Here is a 22,314-nt window from a genome sequence, read left to right as displayed (position 1 = left end):
GTCAGCCGATGCCGGGGCCGACCCGCTCCAGCACCCGCAGCGACCCCTCCTGCCTGACCTCCTTGAACGCGCCGGAGGCCAGGACCCGCTGGTAGACGCGGTAGGGCGCCTGCCCGCCCGTCGCGGGGTCGGGGTAGATGTCGTGGAAGACCAGCGCGCCGCCCTGGACGACGTGCGGGGCCCATCCTTCGTAGTCCTTGGTCACCGGTTCCTCGGAGTGGCCGCCGTCGATGAAGAGCATCCCCAGCGGGGTCCCCCACAGCCCGGCGACCCGCTCCGACCGGCCGACGATCGCGACGACCTCCTCCTCCAGACCGGCGGAGGCGATCGTGGCGCGGAAGGTGGGCAGCGAGTCCATCTTGCCGAAGCGGGGGTCCACCAGCGTGGGATCGTGGTGCGCCCAGCCCGGCTGGATCTCCTCCGAGCCCCGGTGGTGGTCGACGGTGAAGACGACGGAACCGGTCTGCCTGGCCGCCGCGCCGAGGTAGACGGCGGACTTGCCGCAGTAGGTGCCGATCTCGCAGATCGGCCCGCGCGGGCCGTACTCGACGGCGGTCTCGAACAGGGCGAGACCCTCGGCGTGGGGCATGAAACCCTTGGCACGCTGGGCCGCGTACAGCAGGTCGGCAGGCATGGTCGCGTCGCTCATCGGAGCAGACTACCTAGACCGAACAACATTCCGAACGGCCCTTGCCCGACCTTATGGAACGTGTTCTACTTTGCACCGTGAACCAGCGCGCTCGCATCGTGATGACCGAGGACGAGATCACCGCCTTCATCGCCGAATCGCGGAAGCTCCAGCTCGGCACGGTCAACCCTGACGGGACACCGCACCTGGTGACCATGTTCTACGGGCTGTCCGGGGGCCGGATCTCGTTCTGGACCTACGGGAAGGCCCAGAAGGCGCTCAACATCCAGCGGGACGCCCGGGTGAGCTGCCTGATCGAGGCCGGCGACGAATACTCCGACCTGCGCGGTGTCCTGGTGTACGGCGTCGCCCGGCGGATCGACGACTCCGAGGGCATCCTTGAGGTCGGCATGAACGTCGCCCGGCGGATGGCGGGAATGCCTGACGCCGAGGAGCTCCTCACGGAGTATGTCGCCCACACCGGCCGCAAGAGGGTCGCCTTCGTGGTGGAGCCCACTCGAGTGATCTCATGGGATCACCGTAAGCTCACCATCCCGGTCTAGGAGGCTCACATGAAAGTGAAGGTCGACTATCTGGTCTGCGAGGCCAACGCGGTCTGCACAGGACTCGCCCCGGAGGTCTTCGAGCTCGACGACGACGACCAGCTGCACCTGCTGCTGCCTGAGCCGCCGCCGGAGATGATGGACCGTGTCCGGCACGCCGTGCGGTCCTGTCCCAAAGCCGCCCTCTCCCTTGAGGAGAACTAGGAGGACCCCCAATGCGTGGTGCGCTTCTGCATGCCGTCGGCGACGACAAGCTCGACATCCGCGACGACTTCACCCTCACCCCGACGGGCCCGACGGACGTCCGCGTCAAGATCAAGGCGACCGGCGTCTGCCACTCCGACCTGTCGGTGATCAGCGGGGTGCTGCCCATGCCGCTCCCCGTCCTCCCCGGTCACGAGGGGGCGGGTGAGGTGGTCGAGGTCGGTGACCACGTGACCACGGTCCAGCCCGGCGACCACGTCATCATCAACTGGGCCCCCGCCTGCGGCACCTGCGCCAACTGCCTGGTGAACCAGCCGTTCCTGTGCATGACCTACATAATGGACAGCTTCGTCAACGCCCGCTTCCGCTACGGCGGCGACACTCCGGCGTTCGGCATGTCCGGGTGCGGCACCTGGTCCGAGGAGATCATCGTGCCCTGGCAGGGCGCGATCAAGATCGACCCCGAGGTGCCCTACGAGGCGGCGGCGCTGATCGGCTGCGGCGTCACCACCGGCGTCGGGGCGGCGCTCAACACCGCCCGGGTGAGGGCGGGCTCGACCGTGGCCGTGGTCGGCTGCGGCGGCATCGGCCTGTCGGTGATCCAGGGGGCCCGGATCTCCGGCGCGACCACGATCCTGGCGATCGACCCGCTGGAGTCCAAGCACGCGCTGGCCAAGAAGGTCGGAGCCACCCACGCCATCACCCCAGACCAGCTCATGGACGCGCTCGGGTCGCTGACCGGCGGCCGGGGATTCGACTACGGCTTCGAGGCCGTCGGCAAGTCCGCCGCCATCATGACCGCCTGGCAGGCCACCCGCCGCGGCGGCGACGTGATCGTGGTGGGCGCGGGCGCGATGGACGACACCGTCCCGCTGAGCGCTTTCAACCTGCTGTTCGAGGGCAAGAACATCTTCAGCTCGATGTACGGCGGGTCGGACGTCCGCCGTGACTTCCCGTTCTTCGCCGAGCTGTACAAGGCGGGCAAGCTCGACCTGGAGAGCATGATCAGCGCCCGCATCAAGCTCGCCGACCTCAACGACGCCGTGGCCGCGCTGCGGGCCGGCGAGGTGCTGCGCCAGGTCGTCGTCATGGACTAGGTCATGTGACAGGCCGTGAAGGCGCCGGCGGCAGCGGCTGTGCCTCCTGCCCGCCGGACCGGCGCATCGGCGGCAGTCCGCCTGGCCGGCTCGGGCCCGAGCCGGCCAGGCGGACGGACGGGCCGGCCCGCCGCCGGCTACTGGTCGTCTCTTCTGTGGCGCTCCCGCCATTCGTCATGGAGGTCCTCCAGCCCGTCCCGGCGCTCCCGCAAGCTCCGGTGGCACCTGACGCCTTTCTCGGACCCGCAGCAGACCAGAGGGCCCTTGCGCCGGCAGGGCCTGGCGGTGGAGATGTCACTCCGGGAAGAGGCGGCCGCCACCGCCCCGGCGGGGCCCGAGGTCGAGGCCACCGCCGAGATCCCGGCCGGCCAGAGCGCGACCGTGGCGATGATTGCCGCGCCGAGCGCCGACGACCGTCTGCCCTTCATGGGCGTCTCCTCCCGGTGGGACTCACGGCTCTCGTCCTGGAGCCGCACGCAACACAAACCGGACAGACTTCTGTTTTACCGGCATTTCCCTCATACATCCACAATTCCCCTGGCAGATTGCCCCGCTCCGGTGGAATCCGGGTGACGTCAAGATCTGTGCGATGAGCCGCCGGACCGCGCCTGAACCGGGATTTCGGAGGGATCGAACGTTGTCGGCGGCGTGCGGCACGCCCCGGGCCGCAACAATCAGAGCATCCGCACTGTTACCAGGACGGATCCGGAGAGACGGGGCCCGCCTGGAGGTAGGCGAGGACGGCCATGACACGGCGGTTGTGGTCGTCAGAGGGCGGGAGGCCGAGCTTGGCGAAGATGTTGTTGGTGTGCTTGCCGATCGCCTTGTCCGTGACCCCGAAGCGGGTCGCTATCGCCAGGTTGGACAGGCCCTCCGCCATCAGGGCGAGGACCTCGCGCTCCCTGACGGTCAGCTCCGCCAGGGGTTCGTCCCTCGATCGGCGGGTCAGGAGCTGGGAGATCACCTCCGCGTCCATGGCGGTGCCGCCGCCGGCGACCCGGCGCACCGACTCGACGAATTCCGCCACATCGCCGATGCGGTCCTTCAGGAGGTATCCGATGCCGCCCGACCGGTCCGAGAGGAGCTCGCGGGCATAGAGCTGCTCGACGTACTGCGACAAGATCAGCACCGGAAGCCCCGGCCGGCGGCGCCGGGCCTCCAGGGCGGTGCGCAGGCCCTCATCGGTGAAGGTGGGCGGGAGCCGCACGTCGATGACGGCCACGTCGGGGGTCTGCTCCACCAGGGCCGTCAGGAGCATGGGGCCGTTGTCCACCGCCTCGACGACCTCGAAGCCGTGCGCCGACAGTAGCCGGATCAGGCCGTCGCGAAGCAGGGCGAGATCCTCGGCGATCACTACGCGCACGGCAGCTCCATGGTGAGGATGGTCGGACCGCCCGGCGGGCTCTGCACGGTCAGCGTGCCGTCGAAGGCGGACAGGCGTTCCGCGATCCCGCGCAGGCCGGTGCCCGCCGCCGGATCCGCACCGCCGTGCCCGTTGTCGCCGACGACCAGGCGGAGACCGTCGCCGGTGTGGCGCACCCGTACCCATGCACGGGTGGCCTGGCTGTGCTTGGTGACGTTGGACATGGCCTCGACAGCGGCGAAGTAGAGCGCGGACTCGACCGGCGGCTCGGGGCGGCCGGTCAGGACGAGGTCCGTGGCGACCGGGACGGGGCAGAGCAGGGCGGTCGCTTCGATCGCGCCCGCCAGGCCGCGGTCGGCGAGCACGGGCGGGTGGATGCCGCGCACCAGATCGCGCAGGTCGGTGAGGGCCTGTCCGACTGACTCCCATGCCTCCTCGATCAGCTCGCGGGCCTGCTCAAGGTCATTGGCGCTCCTGGCCAGGCCGAGGTTCATCCGTACCGCGATGAGCCTGGCCTGGGCGCCGTCGTGCAGGTCGCGCTCGATCCGGCGCAGTTCGGCCGCCCGCGCGTCGACGGCGGCGGCCCTGGAGGCGGTCAGCTCCCGCACCCGCCGGGCCAGCGGGCCACCACTACCGAGGAGCAGTTCGGCGAGCCGGGCCTCGGCCAGTCCCATGAGCGCGGCGACGGCCAGGGCGAGTGCCGAGAGGGTGAGCAGCGCCAGGCTGAGCGTGAAGGTCACACTCGGGCCGTTGACGGCGGGCTGCAGGTAGAAGATGACACCCACGGTGTTCACCACGGCGGCCACCGCCGTCAGGAGGGCCGGGCCGACGACAGCGTTGATCGCCAGCCAGGCCAGCACGCGCAGGCCGGGCTCACGCGCGGGGATGTCCCGCCCCAGAGCCGCTCCCGCCCACGCTCGCTGCAGCGAGACGACAGCCGCGCGGATGGTCGGCACCCAGGCGAGGACCACGGCCACACCCATGATCGCGTTCAGCGGCACCCCGGCCGCCGCGATCAACCCCCTCCTGGCTCTGCTCACCCCGCCAGTCTGCCTGCCGATCACCGGCCGCACGGTAGGCCCAGCCCTACCTTCGAGGGTGGGAGATCCCACCTCATGTGCTGGGCGTGAGCGGATGGAGGACGCGAGCACACGCGGCGAGGTTGGACCCCGTGATCGAAGTCAATGGCCTAACAGTCAGATATGGCGACGCCACCGCGGTGGACGAGCTCACCTTCGCCGCGGAACCGGGCCGGGTGACCGGTTTCCTCGGACCCAACGGCGCCGGGAAATCCACCACGATGCGAGCCGTTCTCGGTCTGGAAGCCCCGCACGCCGGCACCACCCTGGTCGCCGGGCGGCCCTACGCCTCGCTCGAACGCCCGCTGCTGACGCTCGGGGCGCTGCTGGACGCCGGAGCCGTACACGGTGGCCGCACCGCACGGGCGCACGTGGCGTGCGTGGCGCGCAGCAACGGCATCGGCCTGGCCCGAGTGGAGGAGGTGATCGACCGGGTGGGGCTGACGTCCGTGGCGGGCAAACGGATCGCGAGGTTCTCGTTGGGCATGAAGCAGCGGCTCGGGATCGCGGTAGCGCTGCTGGGCGACCCGGAGGCGCTGATGTTCGACGAACCAGTCAACGGACTGGACCCGGAGGGCGTGCGGTGGATCCGCGAGCTGATGCGCACGCTGGCCGCGGAGGGTCGGGCGGTGCTCGTCTCCAGCCACCTGATGGCCGAGATGGCCGTGACCGCCGACCACGTCGTGGTGGTGGGGCGCGGCCGCCTGATCGCCGACACGGCCATGGCGGTCCTCGCCGAGCGGTACCGGCGCGACGTGCTCGTCCACGCCGCCGACCCGGCGGCGCTGGCGATGGTCCTGCAGGCCGACGGGGGCGTCGTCCGGGCGGAGGACGGGCTGGCGGTGACCGGGCTCGAAGCCAGGCGCATCGGCGAGCTGGCCTTCGCCCACGGCATCGCGCTGTACGAGCTCACGCCGCGCGAGGCCTCCCTGGAGGAGGCATTCATGGAGCTGACCGACGGCAGCAGGGAGTACGTGGCACGATGAAGGACGCGATCGCGGCGGAGTGGCTGAAGTTCAGAACGCTCCGCTCCAACCCCTACCTGCTGATCTCCGCACTGATCGCGGTGGGCCTTAGCGCGGGCGTGGCCTTCCTGGTCACGCGTGGTTTCGATGCCCAGCGGGGCGCGGACCTGCGGCGCTTCGACAGCCTGGGCGACGGGCTGGGCACCGGTCTGCCCTTCGCCTACCTCGTGATGGGCGCGCTCGGCGCGCTTTCCATCACCACCGAATACGGCACGGGCCACATCAGCACGAGCCTGACGGCCGTCCCTGCTCGCCGTACCTTCCTCCTCGCGAAGATCCCGGTCCTGGTGGCCGTGAGCCTGGTCGCGGGGCAGGTGCTGGTCTTCGGCATGTACGCCGCCACCATGGCGGTCCTCGGCACCAGAGCGGACACGGTGCTGCTGGGCGGGGAGACGCTCGGTGCCTCCCTGTCCGAGCCGGGCGTCCTGGCGGGACTGCTGATCACCGGCACCTCGATGCCGCTGGTCGCGCTCATGGGGCTAGGACTCGGCACGGCGATCCGTTCCACGGCGGGCACGCTGGTCACGCTGATTGTTTTGCTGCTGATCCTGCCCGCCGCCGCGCAGACCCTGCCGCGCCCGCTCGGCTACCAGATCGGCGCGCACCTCATCGGGGCGCTGCCCGGCCAGATAGCCGCTGACGGCCTGCTCACCCCGATCGCCGCGGGCGCATTGCTGGCCGCCTACGCCGTCGCCGCCCTGGCCGCCGCAGCGGCCGCCATCGCGCTGCGCGGACACCGCCTCCGGCCGCTGCTCGCCGGTTCGGCCGCCACAATCCTCCTGGTGGGCGCTGCGCCCGTATCCGCCGCCGCCACTCCCGAGTCCACATTGGCGTGGAAGCCCTGCGACAAGATGCTCTGCAGTGAGATCCGTGTCCCCGTCGACTGGGCCAGACCCCAGGGCCGCACGATCACGCTCCCCCTCGCGATGCTGCCCCACACCGGCAGGCGCCACCGCGTCGGCGTGCTGTTCTCCATCCCCGGCGGGCCCGGCGGGTCCGGGGTGCAGGACCTCGAGCGGCACGCGGGCAGCTTCGCCCAGATCCGGGACCGCTTCGACGTCGTCAGCCTCCTGCCGCGCAACGGCATCGAGCTGGGCCTCCTCGACCAGGACTGCCTCAGCACCGGTCCGTGGATCACCACGCCGGACAACGAGCACGAGTGGGCCGCGCTGGCCCGCTCGAACCGGGCGGCCGCCGAGAGCTGTCGCGCCGCCGACCCTGACCTGTTCGGTCACCTCGACTCCGCCTCGTTCGCGCGCGACATCGACGCGATCCGTTCGGCGATGGGCGAGCGGCAGCTCACCTTCATGGCCACCTCCTACGGCGGCGTTCCCGGGCTCGCCTATGCCAGGCTCTTCCCCGGCCGGGTACGAGCGATGTACCTGGACGGGACCGTCAACACGCTCCGAGACAAGAGCGAGGAGGAGCAAACGCGATACGCCCTCATGGAGGCGCAGTTCACCCGCTTCTCCCGGTGGTGCGCGGACGACCCCGCCTGCGCACTGCATGGACGCGACATCGGCACAGCCTGGAAGGAACTCCGCTCCACGGCCGACCGCTCCCCCGTGCCCGCCGAGAAGGGGGTCGCGTACAGCGGTTTCGACATCACCGTGGCCGCCATGCCCCACCTCGTCACGCCCGGCGTGGACAACGCCCGGTGGAAGGAACTGGCCCAGGCGATCAGGCGGGCCGAGAAGGGGGACGCCACCGGATTCTCCGACTACGTCAAGGCGGGAACGCTGGGCAGCCTGAAGCCGCCCTCGTTCGTCGGGATGAACATGACCCATTGCCTGGATGGAATCCGCTATCGCGACTACGCGGAGTACCGCCGCCTGCGAGCCCTGGGTGACCGGATCGCACCGCACCTGTCCGGTAACGAGCTGTGGCACCCGCTGGGCTGCGTGGGCTGGCCGGAACCGGTACGCAATCCCACCGCTCCTCTTCCCGTGGACCGGCTGCCGCCGTTCGTCGGCGCGGGCACGTGGACCGACTACGCGGACACCGCCGACCTCGCCCTCCGGGTGCCGGGCTCGGGCACGATCCGCTTCGAGGGACATGGGCACGGGCTGTACCACACGGGTGATCCGTGCACGATCGCGCACGCCAACCGGTACTTCATCGACCTCCGCGTCCCACCCAGGAACACCGTCTGTCGCGCGGAGAGTTGATCCGTCGTGCGGCACGACATCCCAGTGGCGATCAACTCTCCCGGCCGACCAGCGGGGCACGATCTTTGGGTGGGACTCAAGGTCCGGTAGCCAGGAGTGCTCACCCTCGGGAAGCTCCCACGCCCGGTCCGGTCCGGCCCGTTCCGGTACGGCCCGCGCCGCCGTCGCGATCGGCGGGCGCGGGCCGTGTCCCATCCCTCGCCCCGAGGCCGTGTCCCATCCCTCATCCCGAGGGGGGAGCGGCGTTCACTCGGAGGAGAAGGCGGCGTCGAAGGCGGCCGCCGGCGGGGTGATGGCGTTGAGCCTGCGGATCACCTCCAGCGCCTCGGGGGCGCCGTCCAGGCGGTCCATCCCGGCGTCCTCCCACTCGATCGAGATCGGCCCGGTGTAGCCGATGCTGTTCAGCGCCCGGAAGCAGTCCTCCCACGGCACGTCCCCGCGGCCGGTGGAGACGAAGTCCCAGCCGCGGCGCGGGTCGGCCCAGGGCAGGTGGGAGGCCAGCCGGCCACGGCGGCCGTCGCCGGTGCGGACCTTGGCGTCCTTGCAGTCGACGTGGTAGATCCGGTCGGCGAAGTCCAGGATGAAGCCGACCGGGTCGAGCTCCTGCCAGACCATGTGGGAGGGGTCCCAGTTCAGGCCGAAGGCCGGCCGGTGGCCGATGGCCGCCAGGGTGCGGACGGTGGTGTGGTAGTCGTAGGCGATCTCGCTGGGGTGCACCTCGTGCGCGAAGCGGACGCCGACCTCGTCGAAGACGTCCAGGATCGGGTTCCAGCGGTCGGCGAAGTCGGCGTAGCCGTCGTCGATCATGGAGGGTGGGACCGGGGGGAACATCGCGACGGTGTGCCAGACGGCCGAGCCGGTGAAGCCGACGACGGTGTCCACGCCGAGTTTGGCGGCGGCGCGGGCGGTGTCCTTGATCTCCTCGGCGGCGCGGCGGCGCACGCCCTCGGGCTCGCCGTCGCCCCAGATGCGGGCCGGCAGGATGGCGCGGTGGCGGCCGTCGATGGGGTGGTCGCAGACCGCCTGGCCGACCAGGTGGTTGGAGATGGTCCAGACCTTGAGGCCGTGGCGGGCCAGCACCTCCCGTTTGCGCTCGACGTAGGCGTCGTCGGCCAGGGCCTTGTCGACCTCGAAGTGGTCGCCCCAGCAGGCGATCTCCAGACCGTCGTAGCCCCATCCGGAGGCCAGCTTGCACACCTCCTCGAACGGCAGGTCGGCCCACTGTCCGGTGAACAGGGTGATGGGTCGGGTCACGGTCCCTCCACAGCGGTGAAGCGGCTCTCATCGGCCGCGCTGGCCTCGACCGCGGCCAGCACCCGCTGCACCCGCAGCCCGTCGGCGAACGCCGGGGCCGGGGCCGCGCCGGCCGCCACGGCCTCGACGAAGTCCTTGATCTCGTGGGTGAAGGTGTGCTCGTAGCCCAGGCCGTGGCCGGGTGGCCACCAGGCTCCGGCGTAGGGGTGCTCGGCCTCGGTGACGAGGATACGGCGGAAGCCGGCCTCGGCCGCGGGCAAGGTGTGGTCGTGGAACCACAGCTCGTTCATCGCCTCGAAGTCGAAGGCCAGGCTGCCGGCCGAGCCGTTGACCTCGATGCGCAGCGCGTTCTTGCGGCCGGTGGCGAAGCGGGTGGCCTCGAACGAGCCGACCGCCCCACCGGCGAAGCGGGCCAGGAACAGCGCGGCGTCGTCGACGTCGACCGTGCCGCTCCGCGCCGAGGTGCCGCCCGCGCTGAGGCCGGCGGACCCCTCGGCCAGCGGGCGCTGCCGGACGAAGGTCTCGGTCAGCGCCGACACACCGGTGATCTGGTCGCCGGTGATGAACTGGGCGGTGTCGATGATGTGCGCGCCGATGTCGCCCAGCGCCCCCGAGCCCGCCCTGTCCCGCTGCAGCCGCCACACCAGCGGGAAGGCGGGGTCGGCGATCCAGTCCTGCAGATACTGGGCGCGCACGTGGTGCAGGCGGCCGAGGCGGCCCTCGGCGACCCAGCGGCGGGCCAGCGCGACGGCCGGGACCCGCCGGTAGTTGAAGGCCACCATCGCGTGCACGCCGCGCTCGGCCGCGGTGCGGGCGGCCTCGGCCATCGCCTCGGCCTCGGCCACGCTGTTGGCCAGCGGCTTCTCGCAGATGACGTGCTTGCCCGCGGCCAGCGCGGCGATCGCGATCTCGGCGTGCGAGTCGCCCGGCGTGCAGATGTCGACCACCTGCACGTCGTCGCGGGCGATCAGGTCACGCCAGTCGGTCTCGGCCGCCGCCCAACCCATCTGGCGGGCCGCGGTGGCGGTGGCCTCCTTCGAACGCCCGCCCAGTGCCGCCATCACCGGCCTGGCCGGCAGGTCGAAGAAGGCGTCGACACTGCGCCAGGCCTGGGAGTGCACCCGCCCCATGAACGCGTAGCCGACCATGCCGATCCCCAGCGTCGGCCTGTCGTCAGCGGCCATCAGGACTCGAATCCGAGCGGGAGGTAGGCGTCGACGTTGTCCTTGGTGATGGTCTCCGAGGCCAGCGTGATCGACTGCGGCACCTGCTTCTCCAGCAGGTCGCTCATCCCCTTGCCCTGCGCGACCAGGCGGGCCAGCTTGATCGCCGAGGAGGCCATCGTGGGACTGTAGGTGACGGTGGCCTTCAGCACCCCGGTGCCCGCCTGGATCTCGCGCATCGCGTTGGCCGACCCGGCCCCGCCGACCATGAAGAACTCGTCACGCCCGGCCTCCTTGACCGCGGCCAGCACCCCGATGCCCTGGTCGTCGTCGTGGTTCCAGATCGCGTCGATCTTCTTGTGCGCCTGCAGCAGGTTGCTGGTCACCTTGGTGCCCGACTCCACCGTGAACTGCGCGTCCTGCCTGGCCGTCACCTCGAAGCCGTAGGTCTTCAGCGCGTCGGCGAAGCCCTTGCTGCGGTCCTGGGTCAGCGGCAGCGTCGCGATGCCCTGGATCTCCAGGATCACCGGGTCGGCCACCCCCTTGTCCTTGAGCGTCTTGCCGATGTAGTGCCCGGCCGCCACCCCCATGCCGTAGTTGTCCCCACCGATCCAGGTGCGGTACGACAGCTTGTCGGGGAAGACCCGGTCCAGGTTGATCACCGGGATGCCCGCGTCGGCGGCCTGCCGGGCGATCTGGTTGAGCTGCTGGCCGTCGTTGGGCAGGATCACCAGCGCGGAGACCTTGGCCGCGATCAGCGACTCCACCGCCGAGATCTGCGCGTTGATGTCGTTGGTCGGCTCGACCGGCCGGAACTCCACATCGGCGTACTGCTTGGCCGCGGCCTCGGCGTTCTTGGCGATCGCGGCGATCCAGCCGTGGTCGGCGGCCGGCGCCGAGAAGCCGATGGCGACCTTCTCGCCGGGGACGTCGTTGCCGCCGGTGGCCGCCGGCGCCGGCGCCGCCGCGGCCGTGCTCGGCGCCGCGGCCGGGGTGTTGCTGGTGCAGGCACTGGCCAGGGCACCGGCGCCGATTACGGCTCCGCCGACCAGGAAACCCCGGCGGGCGAGTCTGTCTGTCATGACCATGCTCCTTTGCGGAGGGGGAAGGCGTGTTTCAGGAGGAAGGAAGGATGTGCCCGGTACCGGCCGGGACCCGCCTGCCGTGGACCCCTGACCGGCCCGCGCCAGGCGGGTCGTTCAGGTCGGCGACCTCAGCCCGCGCCGCTGCAGCAGCACGGCGACCACGATGATCAGCCCCTTGGCGATCAGCTGGTCGCTGGTGTTGAGCCCGTTGAGGATGAACAGGTTCGTGATCACCGTGAAGATCAGCAGGCCCAGGATCGACCCGATGATCGACCCCCGGCCGCCGGTCAGCAGCGTGCCGCCGATGATGACCGCGGCGATCGCGTCCAGCTCGTACAGGTCTCCGTGCGTGGAGGAGCCCGTCGTGGTCCGCGCCATGATCAGAACCGCCGCGATGCCGCAGCACAGTCCCGACAGCGCGTACAGCCACATCGTGTGCCGACGCACGTCGATGCCCGCCAGCCGCGCCGCCTCGGCGTTACCGCCCACCGCGTAGGTCCGGCGGCCGAAGGTCGTGCGGTTCAGCAGCACCCAGCCCAGCACGACCACCAGCGCGAAGACGTACACCAGGAGCGGCAGGCCCAGCAGCCGGGTGGTCGACAGCTCCACGATCAGCTCGTTGCCCTGGGCCACCAGCTGCGTCTTGCGGTCCGACATCCGCTGCGCCAGTCCCCGGGCGGCCACCAGCATCGCCAGCGTCGCGATGAACGGCACCAGCCGCCCGTAGGCGATCAGCAGCCCGTTGACCAGCCCGGCGCCGGTGCCGACCAGCACCGCGCACACGATCATCATGAAGGGGCCGTAGGACTGGGTGGCCAGCGTGGTGGCCCACACCGACGCCAGCGCCATCACCGCGCCGACCGACAGATCGATCCCGCCACCGATGATCACGAACGTCGCGCCGACGGTGATCACCCCGATCGTCGCGGCCAGCGCCAGGATGCTCACCAGGTTGGAGGTGGTGGCGAAGGTGTCGGGCACCGTCACCAGGCCGACCACCGCCAGCAGCGCCAGCGCCGCCACCAGGCCCAGATGCGGCACCTCGCCCAGCCGGGCCAGCGGTCCGGGAGCCGCGGCGGGCCTGGACCCGGCCGCCCCGCCGCGCCCCGGCCCGGGCTCGGCCGGTCCCACCTCGTCCACCGGGCTCGCGGGAGCCTGGCCTTGCGGATCGGTCACAGCGCACTCCCTTCCATGATCATGTCGATTACTCGATGTTCGTCCAGTTCGCGGGCGTCGGCCTGATGGATGATCGCGCCCTCGCGGATCACCAGGACCCGGTCGGCCAGGCCCAGCACCTCCGGCACCTCGCTGGAGACCAGCAGCACCCCGATGCCCTTGTCGGCCAGGTCGCGGATGACGGCGTACAGCTCCGCCCGCGCGCCCACGTCCACCCCCCGGGTCGGCTCGTCCAGCAGCAGCAGCTTGCGGCCGTTGAGCAGCCAGCGGGCCAGCACCGCCTTCTGCTGGTTGCCGCCCGACAACGTCTTGATCGGCCGCTCCGGATCGGCGGGCCGGATGCCCAGCGTCTCGACCAGAGCGTGCGCGTCCCGCGCCTCGCGGCGCCGGTCGAGCCAGCCGAACCGGGAGTATCCGCCGAGGCCGGCCAGGGAGATGTTGCGGGTCACGCTCTGGTCCAGCAGCAGCGCCTGGGCCTTGCGCTCCTCCGGGGCCAGGCCCATGCCCAGCCGCACCGCCCCGGCCGTGCCGCCGCGCCGTACCGGCCGGCCCTCCAGGACCACCTGCCCCGAGAACCGGCGCGCGCCGTAGATCGCCTCGATGATCTCCGAGCGGCCCGAGCCGACCAGTCCGGCCAGCCCCACGATCTCCCCCGCCCGCACCGAGAAGGAGACGTCGGCGAAGACCCCCGCCACGCCGAGCCCCTCCACCCGCAGCACCTCCGGCCGGCCCGCATGACTGCCGGGCGCCGGGCGCGGCGGGAAGACGTGCTCGACGCTGCGGCCGGTCATCAACGCCACCACCTGCGAGGTCGGCGTCTGCTGCGCCGGCAGGCCCACCGCCACCGTGCGCCCGTCCTTGAGCACGGTCACCCGGTCGCCGATCTCCCGGATCTCCTCCAGCCGGTGCGAGATGTAGATCACCGCCACACCCTGGGCGGTCAGCTCCCGGATGATCCGGAACAGGTTGCCCACCTCGTCGTGGGCCAGGGCCGCCGACGGCTCGTCCATGATGATCAGCCGCGTGTCGCGCGAGAGCGCCCGCGCCATGCTGACCACCTGCTTGGCCGCCGGGGACAGCCGGCCCACCTCCGTGCCGGGCCGGATCTCCGCGTGCCCCAGCCGCTCCAGCAGGCGCCGCGCGGCCCGGTTGGCCTCGCCCCGGCTGACGAAGCCCAGCCGGGCCGGTTCGTGACCGAGGAAGATGTTCTGCGCCACGCTCAGCCCGTCGACCAGGTCGAGCTCCTGGTAGATCGTCGAGATTCCCGACCGGATCGCCGCGATCGGGCTGCTCAGCCGCGCCCGCTCGGCGCCCAGGGTGATGGTGCCCTCGTCGGGCTGGTGCGCCCCCGAGAGGATCTTGATGAGGGTGGACTTGCCCGCGCCGTTCTGGCCGAGCAGGCAGTGCACCTCCCCCGCGCGGACGTCGAGATCGACGCCGTCCAGGGCGCGCACGCCGGGAAACTGCTTGACGATCCCCCTCATCACGAGCAGGGGGCTGTCTTCGGACATGGGGCCTCGCTGATCGTTCATGGGGCCGAGAAAACGTGGTCGCTGCCGAGCCGGGCCGCGCCGATCACGCCGGCGCTGTCGCCGAGCTCCGACAGCACGATGGGCAGGTTGCCGGTCGCCAGTGGCAGTGAGCGGCGGTAGACGACGCTTCTGATCTCCGCCAGCAGCACGTGGCCCAGCCGGGCCACGCCTCCCGCGACGATCACGAGGCCGGGGTTGAAGAAGCTGACCAGCCCGGCCAGCACCAGGCCGACCCGGCGACCGCCGTCCCTGATGAGCCGCACCGCCTCGGCGTCGCCCAGCTCGGCCGCCGCGGCGACGTCCTCGCCGGTCAGCGTGCCCGTCCGGCGGAGCCGTTCACCGAGGTACGGCGAGCGGTCGGCGACGGCCATGGCCTCCCTGGCCAGGGCGGCACCGCCGAAGTAGGCCTCGAGGCAGCCGACGTTCCCGCAGGCGCAGGTGGGGCCCATGTCGTCGACGCGGATGTGGCCGATGTCCCCGGCGCTGCCGGAGACCCCTCGGTAGATCTTGCCGTCCACCACGATCCCGCAGCCGATGCCGGTGCCGATCTTGACGAACAGGAAGTCGTCCACCTGCTTGGCCAGCCCCGCGTGGAGCTCGCCGAGGGCCATGATGTTGACGTCGTTGTCGACCACCACGGGACAGCCGAGCTCCTGCCCGAGCGTCTCCCTGACGGGGTAGCGGTCCCAGCCGGGCATGATCGGCGGCGCGACCGGCACTCCCTCGCGGAAGCTGACCGGCCCGGGGATGCCGACCCCCACCCCGTGGAGCTGGGTGAACAGTCCCTGGCCGCGCAGCTTGGCGAGCATCTCCGCGGCCCGGTCCAGCACGGTCACGGGTCCGTCGCGCACGTCGCACGGCTCGCTCGCGCGGCCGAGGATCCCCAGCTCGCCGTCGGTGACGGCCACGTCGACCGAGGTGGCGCCGATGTCGACACCGGCGAAGCGCATGTTCGCGGCCAGCCGTACCAGGCCCGACCTGCGCCCGCCGCGCGAGGCCGCCAGGCCCGCCTGCTCGGCCAGCCGCAGCTCGATCAGCCGGTCGAGTTCGAGGTTGAGCTTGGAGCGTGACAGCTCGACCACGTCGCCGAGCTCGGCGCGCGAGCGCGCTCTCTCACGGAGCAGCCGGAGCAGCACAGCCTGGTGCGGACTCTCCGGACGAGCGGTAATGCGCTTCACAACACCTCCGCATTCGGAGTTGGTGTGCAGAAGCTAACCTCCTTCTGCTCGTGTTGTGAAGACCTTTTAGCTAAATGCCCGCCGACTTTTGCGGATTCACGCAAAAGTCGGCGGGCTGGACCGGCCGGCCCGAAGGGGGGCGGATCAGCTCACCCGCGTGAGCTTCCACTGCTGGTTGGTGCCGGTCCCGCAGGTCCCCTGGGTGAGCTGGGTGCCGTCGGCCGTGGTGGCGCCGGGGACCTCCAGGCAGTGGCCGCTGCCCACGGAGGTGATCTTCCAGTTGCCGTTCGCCGCCGGCGCGAACTTCCACTGCTGGTTGGCGGCGGTGTGACAGGTCCACTGGATGATCAGTGCGCCCGCCGCGGTGGACCCGGCGTTGACGTCCAGGCACTTACCGCTCTTGACCGAGAAGAGGGCGAAGTTGCCGTTCCCCCTGTCGACGGCCTTCCACTGCTGGTTGGTCCCGCCGTTTCCGCCCCACTGCACCACCTTGGCGCCGTCGGCCGTGGACTGGCCCTCGACGTCGGCCACCTTGGAGCTGTGCGCGGCGGTCAGGGTGTAGACGGCGTCCGCCACGGGGCCGCCCGGAGCGCCGACGCCCGCCCCGTTCAGGGTGAAGGAGTCGAGGTCGAACTGGTTGGCCGTCGGATGCTTGAACACCAGGAACAGCGGGTGGCTGCCGGACAGGGCCGCCACGGGTGTGGCGGTCAGCGACTGGTAGGTGTCCCAGCCGCCGGTGTTCGGCACGGCGGTGGTGGACAGCAGTTGGCCGGTCGGCGAGTCGGCGCGCAGCTCGATGGTGCCGCCCCCGTAGGGGGAGGAGACCCGGTAGGCCACCGAGGTGATCCCCTGCACGCTCATCGGCGAGAAGGAGATCCAGTCGTTGTTGGAGATGTCGCCCACGCGCTTGCCGTTCTGCGCGCCGGCCTGCTCGACCACCCGGACGCCGGAGGAGCCGGTGAAGTACTCCGCCTGCTTCTGCCGTGGCTGCAGGATCAGGTTGGCGCTCGCGGCCAGCCCGCCCTTGTCGGTGTAGGTCGCGGTGAGGACGTAGTAGGTGTTGGCGTCGGCGTCGTGCCCGGAGGCGGTGGTCGAGACGGTGCCCGAACAGCCGGTGAACTGGCCCGTGTCGTGGCTGTGGGTGTCATGGCCGAGGGCCGTGACCACGACGACCTTGGAGCAGTCGATCGTGCCGTCCTCCGGGTCGGTGACCGTCACCGTGTAGCCGACCGAGTCCCCGAAGGAGATGACCCCGCCGTTGGGCGGCGAGCCGAACGTCACGACCGGCGCGGTGTTGCCGACGGTGATGGGCACCGTCGCCGAGCCGCTCTTGCCCGAGGAGTCGGTGATCGTCAGCTTGGCGGTGAAGGTGCCGTTGGCGGTGTAGGTGAAGGAGGGGCCGGCCGCGGTGGAGTCGGTCGTGCCGTCACCGGTGAAGTCCCACGCGTAGGTGAACGGGTCGCCGTCCGGGTCCGCCGACCCGGCCGAGGAGAACTGCACCTGGAGGGGGGCCTTGCCGGAGGTGGGCGTCCCGCTCGCCTTGGCCACCGGGGACCGGGAGCCGCTGACGTAGTCGATCCGGTAGACGCCGTCGTCGGGGTTGGACCCGCCGTAGCCGGCGCCCCACTCGATCAGGTACATCGAGCCGTCCGGGCCGAACTTCATGTGCATCGGCGACCTGAACCCGAGGTTGGACAGGAACCGGTTGACCTTCAGGACGTTCCCGCCGCCGTCCAGCCGCATCTCGGCGAGGTAGTTGCGGCTCCACTCGTAGAAGAACGGGGTCTTGTCGAAGTAGGCGGGGAACTTGGTCGTCGAGGGGTTGGCCTCGTCGTAGTGGTAGAACGGACCGCCCATCGGGGCCGCGCCGCCGCTGTCGCCCATCTCGGGCCACTCGGGCGTGAGGTGGTAGGTGTACCAGACCGTGGCGGCCTTGGCCGCGGGCAGGTTGGTCAGGCCGGTGTTGTTGGGCGAGTTGTTGACCGGCGCCGCGCAGTTGAACTTGGCCCCCGAGGTCGAGGTGGCGAAGTCGTAGTCGTTGTAGGGGGTGTTGTTGCCGACGCAGTACGGCCAGCCGTAGAAGCCGGGCGACTTGATCAGGTTCCACTCGACGGTGCCCTCGGGCCCCCGGTTGGCGTTGGCCGCTCCGGCGTCGGGTCCGTAGTCGGCCATCGAGATCCAGCCGGTCTCGGGGTCCACCGCGAACCGGAACGGGTTGCGGAAGCCCATCGCGTAGATCTCCGGCCGGGTCTGCGCGGTGCCCGCCGGGAACATGTTGCCCGAGGGGACCGTGTAGGTGCCGTCGCTCTCCGGGTGGATCCGTAGGATCTTGCCGCGCAGGTCGTTGGTGTTGGCCGAGCTGCGCTGGGCGTCGAAGTTCTGCCGCCCGGCGCGCTCGTCGATCGGCGCGTAGCCGTCGGAGGCGAAGGGGTTGATGTCGTCGCCGACCCCGATGTAGAGGTTCCCGCCGGGCCCGAAGGCGAGCTGCCCGCCGGTGTGGCCGGGCTCGTCGGTCCTGGTCGCGGGGATGGTCAGCAGCTTCTTCTCGCTGCTCAGGTCGAGGGTGTGGTCGTTGAGGGTGAACCGGGAGACCTGGTTGACCGCCGCCGAGCCGGCCGGGGAGTAGTTCAGGTAGACCCAGTGGTTGGTCGCGAAGCCCGGGTCGAGGACCATGCCGATGAGGCCGTCCTCACCGCCGGTGTAGACGTTCAGCGTGCCGGTGACCACGATCTCGCCGTCCTCGTGGATGGCCACGAGCTTGCCGGTGCGGGTGATGTAGTACACGTGCCCGTCGGCCGCGATGTCGAGCTGCATCGGCTGGTCGGGGGCGCTGTCCAGCGTCACCTTCTGGAAACGGTTCCACACGGTGCCGCCGCAGTCGCCCTGGACGTTCCCCGCGGCCCACTTGATGCCGCCGAGCACGTGCTGGCGGAACTGCGGCTCGCTGTAGGAGGCGATCTGGTGGCCCATCCCGGTCGCCCAGACGCGTCCGCCCTCCGCCGAGCGGCACCAGGAGATCGGGTGGTCGGCGCCCATCTTGCTGGGCCCGGCGTCGTAGGTGGTCTCGTCGGCGGTCACCAGGACGTGGACGTCGCCGCGCAGGTTCTTGTCGAAGTTGTACCACTCCTCGGTGCGCGTCCAGCGCTCGGGCAGCCCGGCGGTGGAGGGGTGCACCCGGTCGGCGACCTTGGCGGTGCCCTGCAGGATGCTGGAGTGCGCGGTCATGTGCGCGCCGCCCAGGATCAGCTGGTCCCACCAGGGGAACTGGGCCTCGACGTTCATGTCGGTGGTGTTGTGGATCGCCACGATCCCACCGCCGTTGTTGACGTACTTCTGCACGGCCTGACGCTGGGCGTCGTTGTCCCAGACCATGCCGGAGTTCTGCAGCATGATCACCACGTCGTAGGTGGCGAGGGCCGCGTCGTTGAAGACGGCCGAGTCGGCGGACTGGACGACCTCGAAGTTGTCGGCCGAGGCGAGCTGCTGGACCATCGTGGTCCCGGCCGGGATCGAGTCGTGGACGTAGCCGGCGGTCTCGGTGAACAGCAGCGCGCGGAAGGCGGGCGCCTGTACGGCCCGCGCGTGCGCCGTACCGGCGGATAACAGGAGCAGGATCGGGACCAGCAGGGCGATGAACGGGCGACGCATGGAATCTCCCGGGGGTGAGAAGGACATGCGGAGCGGGCCGGACGGCCCCCGACAGGCGGCCCGGTATGGCGCTGGAGCTCTAGGAGCGAGGAGCAGGATTTGCCGATTTATGGCTTATTCCTGCCACGTTTCTGGATGGTAAGGACCAGTTATGGCGACGGTCAAGCAAAAGTTTGGTTGTTTCCATCAGAAGCGGAGTCCGAGCGAGCGAAAGTAGGGGGAGGCGGCCGGTCCGGCATGAACCCCGGAAATCACAAAGGGCGCCCTCACCTGCGAGGACGCCCTTTCTGAGGCCAGCCGGTCAGCCGGTCAGCCGGTCAGCCGGCCAGCTGGTCAGAGCATGGCCTTCATGGAGGCGGTCGCCTGCTGGCCGAGAGTGGTGGGGGTCAGGTAGGGCTGCTCGGCCATGATGGCCGCCCAGTTGTCCCGGATGTCCTCGACGGTGTGGTCGTCCTGCCGCCAGCCGGGCCCCTCGGCCACGAAGACGCGGGCGATCCGGCCGCCGCCGACGCTGAAGACCTCGCCGCTGGTCTCGCAGGACTCGTGCGCCAGGAACGTCACCAGCGTGCTGACCCGCTCCGCGGTGAACTTGGCCTCGAACTCGGCCGGCAGCAGCGTCTCGGTCATCCGGGTCCAGGCGATCGGCGCGATCGCGTTGGCCTTGATCCCGGCCCGGGCGCCCTCGATGCCGAGCGTCTTGGTCAGGCCGACCAGGCCCATCTTCGCCGTGGAGTAGTTGGCCTGGCCGAAGTTGCCGAACAGCCCGGCGGGCGAGGAGGTGTTGACGATCCGGCCGTAGCCCTGCTCCTTGAGGTGGGGGAAGGCCGCGTGGCTCACCAGGAAGGAGCCGCGCACGTGGACCGCGAGGACCTGGTCGAACTCCTCCACGGTCATCTTGCCGAAGGACTTGTCGCGCAGGATGCCGGCGTTGTTGACGACGATGTCCAGCCGCCCGAAGGCGTCGATCGCGCTCCGTACGATCGCCCTGGCGCCCTCCGGCGTCGCGACGTTGTCGGTGCTGGCGACCGCCTCGCCGCCGTTCTTGTTGATCAGCTCGACCACCTCGGCCGCCGGGCCGGCGGAGGCGCCCGTGCCGTCCAGTGCCCCGCCGAGGTCGTTGACGACCACCTTGGCGCCGCGCTCGGCCAGCGACAGCGCGTGCGAGCGGCCGAGACCGTGCCCGGCGCCGGTGATGACCGCGACCTTGCCGTCAAACCGCAGCTCTGACATCCGCACACTCCCACGAGAACATAGTTCTGTTTTTCTTGAACAATAGCCTGCCCGTCCTCGGAGGACCATGCGGGAGCGGCAACAGGCTGTTGAATCGTCGCGGATAGTGATCGAGCGTGTGAATTTCTGCTAAAGTTTCTGCCCCGAACAGGGCGAGGGTCAACGACGACACTCCTCCCAGCATGGCCCCGCCCAGAGACCCGGGCTGGAGGCAACGCATGCCCTCATCTCCGCCCCTCCGCGTGATCCAATGGGCCACGGGCGCCGTTGGACGATACTCACTGCGCGCTCTGATCGTCCGCCCCGAGTTCGAGCTCGTCGGGGTGCTCGTCTACGACCCGGACAAGGTCGGCCACGACGCCGGAACGCTCGTCGGGCTGCCCGAGACCGGCGTCACCTGCACCGACGACGTCGACAAGATCCTCGCCACGGAGGCCGACTGCGTGCTGCACATGCCGCTGCCCGCCTCCTACTTCGGCCGTGACCACGCAGCCGACGTGGAGACGATCTGCGCCCTGCTCGCCTCGGGCAAGAACGTCGTCACCACGACCGGGTTCGTCTATCCCCGGTGCTACGGGCCCGGCCTGGTGGAGCGCCTGGAGGGCGCCTGCCGCGCCGGAAACGCCTCGCTGCACGGCACCGGCGTCAACCCCGGCTTCATGAGCGACCTGCTCCCCCTCGCCCTGACCGGGCTGTCCAACCGGATCGACCACATCTACGTCCGCGAGTCCTCCGACTTCCGGGGGCACCCCTCACGCCAGATCGTGGTCGACCTGTTCGGTTTCACCCGCTCGGCCAAGGACTACGCCACCGCCGTCCGGCCGTTCCGCGCCTTCCAGCGCTCGCTGTTCGCCGAGAGTGTGCAGTTCGTGGCCGGGAACCTCGACGTGACCCTCGACGAGGTCGAGGAGAGCGACGAGTTCGAGCTCGCCTCCGAGGAGTTCGAGATCGCCGCGGGCCTGGTCAGGGTCGGCACCGTGTGCGCCTCCCGCTGGACGTTCACCGGTCTCGTCCGCGGCCGCCCCTTCATGACCGTGGAGTGCGTCTACAAGGCCGACGCCGCCAGGGTCCACCGCTGGCCCGAGCCCGGCTTCACCATCCACATCGAGGGCGTCCCCCAGATGACGCTCGCGGTGGAGGAGATGTCCCACGGCCTCGCCGGCGCCGCCGCCCACGCCGTCAACACCGTGGCCGCCCTCTGCGCCGCCCCGCCCGGCATCCGCACCCTCCTCGACCTCCCCCTCGCCACCGGCCGCGGCACCGTCCGCCTCGCCTGAGGCGCGGCCGCGGGCCGGGGTGCAGGGCCGCGAGTCAGGGATGCGGGATGAATCGGCCGAAACGGCCCTGGTGGTAGAGGAGAGGGCGGCCGCCGGGGTCGAGGTTGGTCTCGGTGACGAGGCCGACGACGAGGATGTGATCGCCTATGTCGACGGTGGAGTGAGGGGCGCAGATCAGTTGGGCGGACACTCCGCTCAGCAGGGGGACGCCCAGCGGGCCGGGCCGCCAGGAGGTGGGGGCGGCGAAACGGTCGACGCCCTTCCGGGCGAACCGGGTGGCCAGCTCGGCCTGGTCGCTGGCCAGGACGTTCACCGCGAAGTGGTCGGCCTGCCGGAGCCAGGGCCAGGTGGTCGAAGACTGGTCGACGTAGAAGGAGACCAGCGGGGGCTCGAGGCTCACCGAGGAGAAGGAGGTGGCGGTCAGGCCGACCGGGATCCCCTCGGACTGGGCGGTGACCACGACCACCCCGGCCGCGTGCACGGCCAGCGCCTGACGGAACCGCTCGCCGTCGACCGCCCGGCCGGGCAGGGTCTCGGTCATGACTCCTCGCCCCGGTTCTCGGTGGAGCTCGGGAACTCTCGGGGCCTCGTGATCCCGTCGAACGTCACCAAGGTGCCACGCCTCCCGGCCGCCTCGCTCCACT

19 protein-coding genes are annotated in these 22,314 nt (G+C 70.6%); 6 read left to right on the top strand and 13 right to left on the bottom strand.

Annotated features, from left to right (window positions below; all coding sequences use genetic code 11):
- Nucleotide 1: 1 nt before the first annotated feature.
- The gene (locus J2S55_RS22810; RefSeq protein WP_306864540.1) at nucleotides 2-649 is read right to left on the bottom strand and encodes a class I SAM-dependent methyltransferase; all 648 of its coding nucleotides are present in this window, start codon (nucleotides 647-649) and stop codon (nucleotides 2-4) included.
- 77 nt (nucleotides 650-726) lie between these two features.
- Here J2S55_RS22810 and J2S55_RS22805 point away from each other — a divergent pair, with 77 nt between their 5' ends.
- The 3 genes from J2S55_RS22805 to J2S55_RS22795 are packed head-to-tail and all read left to right on the top strand — an operon-like array spanning nucleotide 727 to nucleotide 2,492.
- Nucleotides 727-1,191, top strand: a complete 465-nt coding sequence (locus J2S55_RS22805) for a pyridoxamine 5'-phosphate oxidase family protein (RefSeq protein WP_306864537.1) — start codon at nucleotides 727-729, stop codon at nucleotides 1,189-1,191.
- Between the two features lie 9 nt (nucleotides 1,192-1,200).
- Nucleotides 1,201-1,395, top strand: coding sequence for a ferredoxin (locus J2S55_RS22800; RefSeq protein WP_203876987.1), 195 nt, complete (start codon nucleotides 1,201-1,203; stop codon nucleotides 1,393-1,395).
- 11 nt (nucleotides 1,396-1,406) lie between these two features.
- Nucleotides 1,407-2,492 (top strand): Zn-dependent alcohol dehydrogenase, encoded by a 1,086-nt coding sequence (locus tag J2S55_RS22795; protein ID WP_306864533.1) that lies wholly within the window; start codon nucleotides 1,407-1,409, stop codon nucleotides 2,490-2,492.
- Nucleotides 2,493-2,629: 137 nt separating this feature from the next.
- Here J2S55_RS22795 and J2S55_RS22790 read toward each other — a convergent pair whose 3' ends face one another.
- The 3 genes from J2S55_RS22790 to J2S55_RS22780 form a co-directional block, all read right to left on the bottom strand.
- Complete coding sequence (locus J2S55_RS22790; RefSeq protein ID WP_306864532.1) at nucleotides 2,630-2,920, bottom strand: hypothetical protein; 291 nt, start codon at nucleotides 2,918-2,920, stop codon at nucleotides 2,630-2,632.
- Nucleotides 2,921-3,183: 263 nt separating this feature from the next.
- Nucleotides 3,184-3,855 (bottom strand): response regulator transcription factor, encoded by a 672-nt coding sequence (locus J2S55_RS22785; protein ID WP_306864529.1) that lies wholly within the window; start codon nucleotides 3,853-3,855, stop codon nucleotides 3,184-3,186.
- Nucleotides 3,846-4,895, bottom strand: coding sequence for a sensor histidine kinase (locus J2S55_RS22780; protein WP_306864526.1), 1,050 nt, complete (start codon nucleotides 4,893-4,895; stop codon nucleotides 3,846-3,848). Before J2S55_RS22780 ends, J2S55_RS22785 begins: the two co-directional genes overlap by 10 nt.
- A 131-nt stretch (nucleotides 4,896-5,026) precedes the next feature.
- Here J2S55_RS22780 and J2S55_RS22775 point away from each other — a divergent pair, with 131 nt between their 5' ends.
- Together J2S55_RS22775 and J2S55_RS22770 are read left to right on the top strand one after the other, a co-directional pair.
- Nucleotides 5,027-5,920, top strand: coding sequence for an ABC transporter ATP-binding protein (locus tag J2S55_RS22775; RefSeq protein WP_306864523.1), 894 nt, complete (start codon nucleotides 5,027-5,029; stop codon nucleotides 5,918-5,920).
- Nucleotides 5,917-8,127, top strand: coding sequence for an alpha/beta fold hydrolase (locus J2S55_RS22770; RefSeq protein ID WP_306864519.1), 2,211 nt, complete (start codon nucleotides 5,917-5,919; stop codon nucleotides 8,125-8,127). Before J2S55_RS22775 ends, J2S55_RS22770 begins: the two co-directional genes overlap by 4 nt.
- Before the next feature lie 246 nt (nucleotides 8,128-8,373).
- On the opposite strand, the gene J2S55_RS22765 is transcribed toward J2S55_RS22770, so the two are convergent.
- The 8 genes from J2S55_RS22765 to J2S55_RS22730 all read right to left on the bottom strand — a co-directional run bounded on the left by J2S55_RS22765 (nucleotide 8,374) and on the right by J2S55_RS22730 (nucleotide 20,393).
- Nucleotides 8,374-9,381 (bottom strand): sugar phosphate isomerase/epimerase family protein, encoded by a 1,008-nt coding sequence (locus J2S55_RS22765; RefSeq protein ID WP_306864517.1) that lies wholly within the window; start codon nucleotides 9,379-9,381, stop codon nucleotides 8,374-8,376.
- Entirely contained in the window at nucleotides 9,378-10,565 is a 1,188-nt protein-coding gene (locus tag J2S55_RS22760) for a Gfo/Idh/MocA family protein (protein WP_306864514.1), read from the bottom strand. Before J2S55_RS22760 ends, J2S55_RS22765 begins: the two co-directional genes overlap by 4 nt.
- The gene (locus J2S55_RS22755; protein WP_306864513.1) at nucleotides 10,565-11,626 is read right to left on the bottom strand and encodes a substrate-binding domain-containing protein; all 1,062 of its coding nucleotides are present in this window, start codon (nucleotides 11,624-11,626) and stop codon (nucleotides 10,565-10,567) included. Before J2S55_RS22755 ends, J2S55_RS22760 begins: the two co-directional genes overlap by 1 nt.
- Nucleotides 11,627-11,743: 117 nt before the next feature.
- On the bottom strand, nucleotides 11,744-12,805 hold the full coding sequence (locus tag J2S55_RS22750) for an ABC transporter permease (RefSeq protein WP_306864511.1): 1,062 nt from the start codon (nucleotides 12,803-12,805) through the stop codon (nucleotides 11,744-11,746).
- Nucleotides 12,802-14,337: a sugar ABC transporter ATP-binding protein gene (locus J2S55_RS22745; protein ID WP_306864508.1), complete on the bottom strand. Its 1,536-nt coding sequence runs from the start codon at nucleotides 14,335-14,337 to the stop codon at nucleotides 12,802-12,804. Before J2S55_RS22745 ends, J2S55_RS22750 begins: the two co-directional genes overlap by 4 nt.
- Entirely contained in the window at nucleotides 14,334-15,515 is a 1,182-nt protein-coding gene (locus J2S55_RS22740; protein WP_306864504.1) for an ROK family protein, read from the bottom strand. The genes J2S55_RS22745 and J2S55_RS22740 overlap by 4 nt, the downstream gene beginning before the upstream one ends.
- A 144-nt stretch (nucleotides 15,516-15,659) precedes the next feature.
- Nucleotides 15,660-19,163, bottom strand: coding sequence for a ThuA domain-containing protein (locus J2S55_RS22735; protein ID WP_306864501.1), 3,504 nt, complete (start codon nucleotides 19,161-19,163; stop codon nucleotides 15,660-15,662).
- 333 nt (nucleotides 19,164-19,496) lie between these two features.
- Entirely contained in the window at nucleotides 19,497-20,393 is an 897-nt protein-coding gene (locus J2S55_RS22730; RefSeq protein WP_306864498.1) for an SDR family oxidoreductase, read from the bottom strand.
- A gap of 218 nt (nucleotides 20,394-20,611) precedes the next feature.
- Between J2S55_RS22730 and J2S55_RS22725 the strand changes: the two genes are divergently transcribed.
- Nucleotides 20,612-21,670 carry an NAD(P)H-dependent amine dehydrogenase family protein gene (locus J2S55_RS22725; protein WP_306864496.1) on the top strand — a complete coding sequence of 353 codons (1,059 nt, stop codon included), beginning with the start codon at nucleotides 20,612-20,614 and terminating at the stop codon, nucleotides 21,668-21,670.
- Nucleotides 21,671-21,704: 34 nt separating this feature from the next.
- On the opposite strand, the gene J2S55_RS22720 is transcribed toward J2S55_RS22725, so the two are convergent.
- Complete coding sequence (locus tag J2S55_RS22720; protein WP_306864493.1) at nucleotides 21,705-22,211, bottom strand: flavin reductase family protein; 507 nt, start codon at nucleotides 22,209-22,211, stop codon at nucleotides 21,705-21,707.
- Nucleotides 22,212-22,314: the final 103 nt, after the last annotated feature.

It is taken from the genome of Streptosporangium brasiliense (assembly GCF_030811595.1).
Taxonomy (GTDB): domain Bacteria; phylum Actinomycetota; class Actinomycetes; order Streptosporangiales; family Streptosporangiaceae; genus Streptosporangium; species Streptosporangium brasiliense.
This window is presented reverse-complemented; position numbering and strand designations above follow the sequence as displayed.

What these genes read in the sequence shown, in the direction of transcription:
- J2S55_RS22725 (WP_306864496.1), top strand. Translation starts at nt 20,612, where the DNA reads ATGCCCTCATCTCCGCCCCTCCGCGTGATCCAATGGGCCACGGGCGCC.
- J2S55_RS22810 (WP_306864540.1), bottom strand. Translation starts at nt 649, where the DNA reads ATGAGCGACGCGACCATGCCTGCCGACCTGCTGTACGCGGCCCAGCGT.
- J2S55_RS22735 (WP_306864501.1), bottom strand. Translation starts at nt 19,163, where the DNA reads ATGCGTCGCCCGTTCATCGCCCTGCTGGTCCCGATCCTGCTCCTGTTA.
- J2S55_RS22760 (WP_306864514.1), bottom strand. Translation starts at nt 10,565, where the DNA reads ATGGCCGCTGACGACAGGCCGACGCTGGGGATCGGCATGGTCGGCTAC.
- J2S55_RS22795 (WP_306864533.1), top strand. Translation starts at nt 1,407, where the DNA reads ATGCGTGGTGCGCTTCTGCATGCCGTCGGCGACGACAAGCTCGACATC.
- J2S55_RS22755 (WP_306864513.1), bottom strand. Translation starts at nt 11,626, where the DNA reads ATGACAGACAGACTCGCCCGCCGGGGTTTCCTGGTCGGCGGAGCCGTA.
- J2S55_RS22720 (WP_306864493.1), bottom strand. Translation starts at nt 22,211, where the DNA reads ATGACCGAGACCCTGCCCGGCCGGGCGGTCGACGGCGAGCGGTTCCGT.
- J2S55_RS22745 (WP_306864508.1), bottom strand. Translation starts at nt 14,337, where the DNA reads ATGAACGATCAGCGAGGCCCCATGTCCGAAGACAGCCCCCTGCTCGTG.
- J2S55_RS22730 (WP_306864498.1), bottom strand. Translation starts at nt 20,393, where the DNA reads ATGTCAGAGCTGCGGTTTGACGGCAAGGTCGCGGTCATCACCGGCGCC.
- J2S55_RS22790 (WP_306864532.1), bottom strand. Translation starts at nt 2,920, where the DNA reads ATGAAGGGCAGACGGTCGTCGGCGCTCGGCGCGGCAATCATCGCCACG.
- J2S55_RS22800 (WP_203876987.1), top strand. Translation starts at nt 1,201, where the DNA reads ATGAAAGTGAAGGTCGACTATCTGGTCTGCGAGGCCAACGCGGTCTGC.
- J2S55_RS22770 (WP_306864519.1), top strand. Translation starts at nt 5,917, where the DNA reads ATGAAGGACGCGATCGCGGCGGAGTGGCTGAAGTTCAGAACGCTCCGC.